7 protein-coding genes are annotated in these 7,676 nt (G+C 67.4%); all 7 read right to left on the minus strand.

The window, feature by feature from the left end:
- Nucleotides 1-34: 34 nt before the first annotated feature.
- Nucleotides 35-1,477, minus strand: coding sequence for an efflux transporter outer membrane subunit (locus G3N97_RS34305; protein WP_205997312.1), 1,443 nt, complete (start codon nucleotides 1,475-1,477; stop codon nucleotides 35-37).
- Nucleotides 1,478-1,564: 87 nt separating this feature from the next.
- The gene (locus G3N97_RS34310; protein WP_205997313.1) at nucleotides 1,565-3,100 is read right to left on the minus strand and encodes a DHA2 family efflux MFS transporter permease subunit; all 1,536 of its coding nucleotides are present in this window, start codon (nucleotides 3,098-3,100) and stop codon (nucleotides 1,565-1,567) included.
- Nucleotides 3,101-3,218: 118 nt separating this feature from the next.
- Nucleotides 3,219-4,310 (minus strand): HlyD family secretion protein, encoded by a 1,092-nt coding sequence (locus G3N97_RS34315; protein ID WP_205997307.1) that lies wholly within the window; start codon nucleotides 4,308-4,310, stop codon nucleotides 3,219-3,221.
- A gap of 73 nt (nucleotides 4,311-4,383) precedes the next feature.
- The gene (locus tag G3N97_RS34320) at nucleotides 4,384-4,911 is read right to left on the minus strand and encodes a MarR family winged helix-turn-helix transcriptional regulator (protein WP_205997308.1); all 528 of its coding nucleotides are present in this window, start codon (nucleotides 4,909-4,911) and stop codon (nucleotides 4,384-4,386) included.
- Between the two features lie 146 nt (nucleotides 4,912-5,057).
- The gene (locus tag G3N97_RS34325) at nucleotides 5,058-6,017 is read right to left on the minus strand and encodes a LysR family transcriptional regulator (protein ID WP_205997309.1); all 960 of its coding nucleotides are present in this window, start codon (nucleotides 6,015-6,017) and stop codon (nucleotides 5,058-5,060) included.
- A gap of 109 nt (nucleotides 6,018-6,126) precedes the next feature.
- The gene (locus G3N97_RS34330) at nucleotides 6,127-6,420 is read right to left on the minus strand and encodes a helix-turn-helix domain-containing protein (protein WP_346778161.1); all 294 of its coding nucleotides are present in this window, start codon (nucleotides 6,418-6,420) and stop codon (nucleotides 6,127-6,129) included.
- Between the two features lie 65 nt (nucleotides 6,421-6,485).
- On the minus strand, nucleotides 6,486-7,676 hold a 1,191-nt coding region (locus G3N97_RS34335; protein ID WP_205997311.1), incomplete at its 5' end, for a PLP-dependent aminotransferase family protein.

Raw genomic sequence — 7,676 nt, forward strand, 5'->3', positions numbered from 1 at the left:
GCCTGAACGCGCGCGCGCCGACTTGGCCAACGCATTAGCCGCCGCGTGCCGATGCGGCCGAAGCGGCCACCACCTCGCCGCTTTCGCTCCAGCCGCCGCCGAGCGAGCGATACAACGCGACCGCCGCGAGCGCGCGCTCGCGCTGCGCGTCGTTGAGCAGATCGGCATCGGCGAGCCAGGTTTGCTGCGCGCTCAGCACATCGAGAAAATCCGTCGCGCCGCCTTTGTAAAGCTGATTCGCGAGCTTGAGAGATTGCGCCGAGGCCGTCACGGCGTCGCGCAACTGCTGCGTCTGCGCGGCCGTGCTCACGAGGTCGGTGCGGCTGTCCTCCACTTCGCGCAGCGCCTGCAACATCGTCTGCTGCAGATTCAGTTGCGATTCGCGCATGCGGCTTTCGCTCTGCGCGATATCGGCGCTGATACGGCCCGCGTTGAAGATCGGGCTTGTCGCGCTCAGCGCCGCGCTGAAGAGATTGTCGGTGAGCGTCGGCAGCCCGAGATACGAGGCCGCGAGCACGCCATCCGCGAGATTGAGCGAGAACTTCGGATACCGCTCCGCGCGCGCCACGCCCACTTCCGCCGCGCGCTGCTGGACCGTCGCGTAAGCGGCCTGCACGTCGGGGCGGCGCAGCAGCGCTTCGGAAGGCAGCAGTTGCGGCACGCTCGCGGGCGCGGCCGGAATCGGCGCGGGCGTCGCGAGTGCGAGTTGCGCGACGGATTCCGGCGTGCGGCCCGTGTACACCGCAATCAGATTCAGTTGATGCTCGATGCTCGCCTGCGCGCGCGGAATCCGCGCCTGCAGTTCGCTCAACTGCGTTTGCGCACGCGTGACGTCGAGTTGCGTGGACAGCCCGTATTTCAGGCGATCCTGCGTGAGCTGCAAGGTGCGCTGACGTATCCCGACGTTGTCCTGAAGAATCTTCAGTTCCGCCTGCGCCCAGCGCAAATCGACATACGCGGACGCCGTATCCGCCGCCAGCGCGAGACGCACGGCGTCGAGCGCGTGTTGCTGCCCGACGAGATTCGCCTGCGCCGCCAGCAGATCGAGCCGCTCGCCGCCGAACACATCGGGCGACCAGCTCAGCGCGAGACCCGCGCCCGCCTGCTTCACATAGCCGAGCGGCGGCGGCGTGTTCTGCCGCGCATACGCGCCCTGCGCCGTGAAGTCGAGCTGCGGCAGCAGCGCCGCGTGCTTCTGCGTCGTGATCGATTGCGCCTGCTTCACGCGCTCGGCGGCGGCCTGCAAGTCGAGATTGCCGCCCAGCACCGTGGCGAGCAGCGCGTCGAGCGTCGGGTCGTCGAATTGCGCCCACCAGGCGCGGGCGTCGACGGCGTCCTGCGGGGCGTCGATGCGCCACGCGGCGGGCGCGGTGTCGTGCACGGTCGCGGGCAAATCGGCGTGTTGCGCGGGCTGCACGGCGCAGGCCGCGAGCGCGAGTGCCGAAAGCGTCGACAACGCAAAGCGAATCGGCTTCAGAGGAGAAAGCGTCGAACGTGACATGGTGAGCCTCGGAGATTCAATGCAAACTTCGGTGCGAACTTCGGTGCGAACTTTATTGCGGACTCAATGCGCGTCCGGCGGCGGCGCGGCCGTCGTGATCGGCCGCGAAAACGCCACGCAGACAATCGCCACCACGAAGCACAGCGACAGCACGAAGAACGTATCGGAGAACGTCATGACGAGCGCTTCGCGCAGCACCAGCGCGTGCAGTTGCGCGAGTCCCGTTTGCGCGGCGTCGAGCGTGTTGCCCGCCATCGTCGACCAGTACGCGGTGCGTCCGGCAAGCAATAATTCGACTTGCGGCACGCCGTGCGTCACGCTCTCGTTCAGACGCAGATAGTGAAAGTTCAGGCGATCGTTGAGCATCGTCGCGCTCACTGCAATGCCGATCGCGCCGCCCAGATTGCGCATCAGATTGAACAGCCCGCTCGCCGATTTCAGCCGCGAAGGCGGCAGCGAACCGAGCGACATCGTCACGATGGGCGGAACCGCGAATTGCTGGCCGATGCCGCGCAGCGCCTGCGGCAGCAGGAATTGCTGCCAGCCCCAATCGTGCGTGAGCGGCACGTAGAGATAACAGCCGAGCCCGAAGCACACGAGCCCGAACAGCAGCAGCGCACGCATGCTGAAATAGCGCGTGGCGAACGCGTAGAAGCCGAGCGCGATCAGCTGGAACGCGCCCACCGAAAGCAGCGACAAACCAATCTGCAACGAGCTGAATCCGCGCACTTCGGCGAGAAACAGCGGCGTGAGAAACACGGCCACGAAGATGCCGATGCCGGTCACGAACGACAGCACGCTGCCGATGCCGAAGTTGCGCACCGAGAGCGCGCGCAGATCGACGATCGGATCTTTCGCGGTGAACGCATGCACGATGAACAGAAAGCCGCCGATGGCCGCGATCCACGCGCAGAACACGATCGCGTCGTCGCCGAACCAGTTCTTGCGCGGCCCTTCTTCGAGCACGTATTCGAGGCAGCCGAGAAACGCGCTCATCAGCACGATGCCGAGATAATCGCCGCGCTTGATCAGCGAGAGATCGGGTTCGTCGATATGCACGTATTTCGGCACCAGCGCGGCCACGGCGATGCCGGGCACGAGGTTCAGATAGAACAGCCAGTGCCACGACCACTGATCGGTGATCCAGCCGCCGATCACGGGACCGAGCGTGGGCGCGAGCGAGGCCAGCGCGCCGATGGTCGTCGAGGCCACGATGCGCTGCTTGCCGGGAAACAGCACGAACGCCGTGGTGAACACGGTGGGAATCATCGCCGCGCCGAGCGCGCCTTGCAGCGCGCGGAAGATGATCATCGAGTTGATGTCCCACGCGAGGCCGCACAGCATGCTCGTGATCGTGAACCCCACCGCCGAGCCGACGAACAGCCAGCGCGTCGAGAACACTTTCGAGAGCCAGCCCGACATCGGAATCACCATGATTTCGGCGATCAGATACGCGGTCTGCACCCACGAGAGTTCGTCCTGGCTCGCGGACAGTCCGCCGCCGATATCGCGCAGCGACGAAGCGACGATCTGGATATCGAGCGTGGCCATGAAGAAGCCGATGCACATCAGCGCGAACGCGAAGGCGCGCTGCGCCATCGGCTGTTCGTGCGGCTGGAGCGGGCGCGGCGCGGCTGCGCTCACAGTCTCGCTTGCGGCCTGCGTGGGGCGCACTTCGAGTTCGGTGGTCGGGGCGTTCATGTCGGGTCCGTGGCGGTCATTGCGCGGCGGCGTGCTGCGCACCGCTGTCTAGATGCACCTTCACCGTCGCCGAGAGGCCCGGACGCAGCACGCCCTCCATGCCCGGCGGCACCTGCACGCGAATGCGCACCGGCACGCGCTGCACGATCTTCGTGAAGTTGCCGGTCGCGTTCTCGGGCGGCAGCACGCTGAAGGTCGCACCCGTGGCCGGCGCGAGACTTTCGACCTTGCCGTGCAGTGTGCCGCTCGCGGCGTCGAGTTCGACGTCGGCGGCATCGCCCGCATGCATCTTGCGGAGCTGGTCCTCCTTGAAATTCGCGTCCACCCAGAGGTCCGACGCGGGCACCACGGTCAGCAGCGGCGCGCCCACATTCGCGAGCATGCCCACACGCGCCGTGCGATTGCCGATGAAACCGTCCACCGGCGCGCGGATCGTCGTGTAATCGACGTTGAGCGCCGCGAGACGGCGGCTCGCTTCGGCGGTCGCCACGCGCGCCTGCGCGTCGACGATCTGCGCGGCCAGCACGTCGAGCTGACGCTGCGCCGCCAGCACCGCCGCGCCGCTTTTCGCGACAGACGCCTGAGCTTTCACGGCGTCGGCGTCGGCGCGTTCGACGAGTTGATTCGACACCGCGTCGTCCTTCACGAGCGCGCGGTAACGCGTCTGGTCCTGCGCGCTGCGCGTGAGTTCGGCGTTCGAGGCGCGCGCCTCGGCCTGGCTCTGATTGATGACGGCGGCTTGCAGCGTGCGGCGTGCGTCGAGTTCCGCCACGGCGGCGCGCGCGCTCGCGAGTTCGGCGTCGGCCTGCGCGAGCTTCGCGTCGTAGTCGCGCGCGTCGAGCCGGATCAGCACCTGGCCAGCCTTCACGCGCTGGTTGTCCTGCACGTCGATCTCGGCGACGAAGCCGCTCACGCGCGGCGCCATCACCGTGACGTTGCCGCCCACGTAGGCGTCGTCGGTGGACTGCACGAAGCGCAGCACGAGGAACCAGTAGCCCAGCGCCGCGGCGAGCACGAGCGCCACGGCGCCGACTGCGAGGCGCATCCAGGGCAGACGCGCCCGTTCGCGCGGCGCGGCGCCCGTGGCAGGAGTGGAAGGACTCGACATGACGTTCACCTGTGTATATGCACTAATGAGAATAAAAAAATACCGCAGCGTGATGAAACCGATGCGTACCGACTCACACCGCCCGCGTGATGCGCAGCAATTCGCGCCTGAGCCACGCGGCGCGCTGCGCGCCGAAACGGCGCTCGAATTCGTCCTGCGCGGCGCGCCAATGCACGCCCGCTTCGCCCAGCCGCTCGCGCCCCGCCGCCGTCAGCGCGACCTGGCGGCGGCGGCAATCCGCGCTTTGCGACGCGTGCTCGCCGTCCGTTGCCGAATGCTTTGCGGCCGCCAGATCGGCGACCAGACCGCTGCGCAGCAAGGGCCGCAGCGCGCGCACCAGCGTCGTGCGTTCCATCACCATCGTGCGGGCGAGTTGCGCCATCGTCAGCGAGGGTTGGCCTTGCGCCGGGTCCGCCGGGTCCGTCGCGCCGAGCGCGCCGAGTATGCTGAACTGCGTGGGCGTGAGCCCCGCCGCGCTCAGATGCCGCTCGTAAAGCTGCGAAAGATGGCGCGCCGCCTGACGCACCGCGAAGCAGTCGTCGTGCTCCAGAGCGAGGGCGGAAAACGACTGCGCCGGCGAAGAACGGTCATAAGTGTGCATACGCACAGATTAGACGGCGCGCCGGGCCGCCACAACTGCCGCGCGCGGCATCACACTATGACCGCGGCGGCAACAATCGCTGCGCAACGCGCGATGACGAGGTTATGAAGCGGCTATGAAGCAGCAATGAAGCAGACGCTGAGTTTTCAGCCGACTCGCTGTTCCTGCGCGTCGGCGAGCGCCTGGGTATGCGGCTGGGCGTGCGTGACGCCGCCGAAAAACTCCGTCGCGTGATCGATGAAAGCGCGCACCTTGGCGGGCAGCAGCGTGCGCGAGGTATACGCGAGGCGGATCTCGATCTGCATGTCGCTGATCGGGAAGTCGTCGAGCAACGTGACGAGGCGGCCCGCCGCCAGATCCGCCTGCACCAGCGCGACCGGCAGAATGCCGATGCCGAAGCCTTCCAGCACCATCGCGCGATTGAACTCGGGATTGTTCGACGCGATCTCGTACTTCAGCTGCACGGTCACGTCGTCCTCGCCATCGGGGCCGCGAAACGTGAGCGAGGGCTTGCGCAGCGACGGCGGCATCGGCACGAAGACGTGCTGCGCGAGATCGGCGGGATGGCGCGGCGTGGACGTGGCCGCGAGATACGCGGGCGAGGTGACGAGCGCGAGCGGAATGCGTTCGAGCAGCTTCGTCACCGTGGTGTCGTTGTTGAGCATGAACGGCAGCACGAGGCCGAGGTCGTAGCCGTCGGCGACCAGATCGACCTGACGCTCGGTCAGCATCACGTCGAGCGTGACCTTCGGATGCGCGCGCTTGAAGCTCGAAATGAGCGGCACGAGCCGGTTCACCGTGGCCGTGGTGTGCGCGACGAGGCGCAGCACGCCGTTGGCTTCGCGCGTCTGCTCGGTGGCGCCCGCCTCCAGCGCGTCGAGGTCGTCGAGCACGCGGCAGCAGCCGTCGTAGAAACGCTCGGCGGCCTCGGTCAGCGACACCGCGCGCGTGGTGCGGTGAAACAGGCGGCTGCCGAGCCGCTTTTCCAGCCGCGCGATCGCACGCGAGACGACCGGCGTGGCGAGGCCGTGCATGTCCGCGGCGCGCGTGAAGCTGCGCGCCTCGACCACGGAACGGAAGATCCGCAAGGTGTCGATATAGTCCATGGCGATGACGATGAAGTTCGAGCGAGTGTAATGCGCCGCGCGCAAACGCGCTTGACGTACTCGGCATACGCGGCGTAAGCGACGTACGCGGCGCGTTCGTCTGCCTGGCTCAGTTCGCCCCTTCCGCGCCGCCGAACACTTCCAGGCAGAACGCGCAGCCGTCTTCCGAGAGGCTCGCGCGGCCCGTGCCGTCCTCGGCGAGCGTGGTGACCACGAGGCCGCTGTCGACGAGTCCGGTCAGGTGGCGGCGCAGACCGCTCATCGGCACGCCCGCCTGCTTCGAGAGCTTGGCGAGCGACCACTCGCGTCCGGGCGTCTCGCGATGCGCGCGCCAGAGCTGTTCGAGGATCGCGACCAGCGCGGGATCGACGTCGCCGTCCGCGCCGTCTTCGTCGCCGGGCACGCCGTGGCTGCCGTTGCCGTTATGCAGGTCGTCGTCCTTGTCTTCGTCGTGCATCGTGCGTCTCCTCAGGCCATCTTCGCGGCCAGCTCGCCGAGCGTCTTCAGCGCCGCCTCGGTCTGCGCGGTCCACGGATAGCTATAGTTCAGGCGAATGTAGTGGTGAAAGTCGTTGCGCATCGAAAACATATATCCCGGCCCGATGGTGATGCCCTGCGCGAGCGCGGCCTGATAGAGCCGCATCGAATCCACGCGCGGCGGCAGTTCGACCCACAGCACGTAGCCGCCCTGCGGATCGGACGTGCGCGTGCCCGCCGGAAAGAAACGCTCGACCATCGCCTTCATGAGCCGCGCCTGCTGCCGGTAAAAGCGCCGCAGACGACGCAGATGACGGTCGTAGCCATCATGGCGCAGATAGTCGGCGAGCGCCACCTGCGGCACCGACGGCGTCGTGAGCGTATTGAGGAACTTGAGCTTTTCGACCTGCGCGCGATAGCGGCCCGGCATCGCCCAGCCGATCCGGTACGACGCCGAAAGACTCTTCGAGAACGACGCGCAGTGCAGCACCAGCCCGCGCGTGTCGAACTGCTTGAGCGACGATGGCCGCGTATCGCCGTAATACAGCTCCTGATAGACGTCGTTCTCGATCACGGGCAGATCGTGCGCCTGCGCGATTTCCACGAGCCGCGCCTTGCTGGCGTCGGGCATGCTGAAGCCCAGCGGATTCTGGAAGTTCGGCATCACCATGCAGGCCGCGACCTTCTGGCGCGCGAGCACGCGTTCGAGCGCGTCGAGGTCGATGCCGGTGTCCGGGTGCGTGCTCACTTCGATCGCGCGCATGCCCAGACGCTCGATCGCGTGGAGCATCGCGTAGTAGGTGGGCGATTCGACGGCCACGGTGTCGCCGGGACGCGCCACGGCCTGCAGGCTCAGGTTGATGGCCTCGGTCGCGCCCACGGTAATGACGATTTCGTCCGGGTCGATGGTCGCGCCGTTCTCCGCGTAGCGGCGCGCGATCTGGCGGATCAGCTCGGGATTGCCGGGCGGCAGGTCGTCGATCAGGTTCCAGCTCGCGTGACGCCGCGCGATGGCGTTCGCGTACTGATTGATGCGTCGCCACGGATACAGCGCCGGGTCCGGATACGGCGAGCCGAGCGGCACCGCGTCCTGCGCGCCGATGGTGCGCAGGGTGGAGAGCACGAGGCGGCTCACGTCCACGGGCGCGGGCGCCGAGGCCGGCGGCAAAGCAGGCGGCGCGGC

Origin of the sequence: Paraburkholderia sp. Ac-20347 (assembly GCF_017104805.1) — a bacterium.
Classification (GTDB): Bacteria; Pseudomonadota; Gammaproteobacteria; order Burkholderiales; family Burkholderiaceae; genus Paraburkholderia; species Paraburkholderia tropica.

Excerpts from the sequence above, each read along its gene's own strand:
- G3N97_RS34310 (WP_205997313.1), bottom strand. The coding sequence starts at position 3,100 with ATGGCGCAGCGCGCCTTCGCGTTCGCGCTGATGTGCATCGGCTTCTTC.
- G3N97_RS34320 (WP_205997308.1), bottom strand. The coding sequence starts at position 4,911 with ATGCACACTTATGACCGTTCTTCGCCGGCGCAGTCGTTTTCCGCCCTC.
- G3N97_RS34325 (WP_205997309.1), bottom strand. The coding sequence starts at position 6,017 with ATGGACTATATCGACACCTTGCGGATCTTCCGTTCCGTGGTCGAGGCG.
- G3N97_RS34315 (WP_205997307.1), bottom strand. The coding sequence starts at position 4,310 with ATGTCGAGTCCTTCCACTCCTGCCACGGGCGCCGCGCCGCGCGAACGG.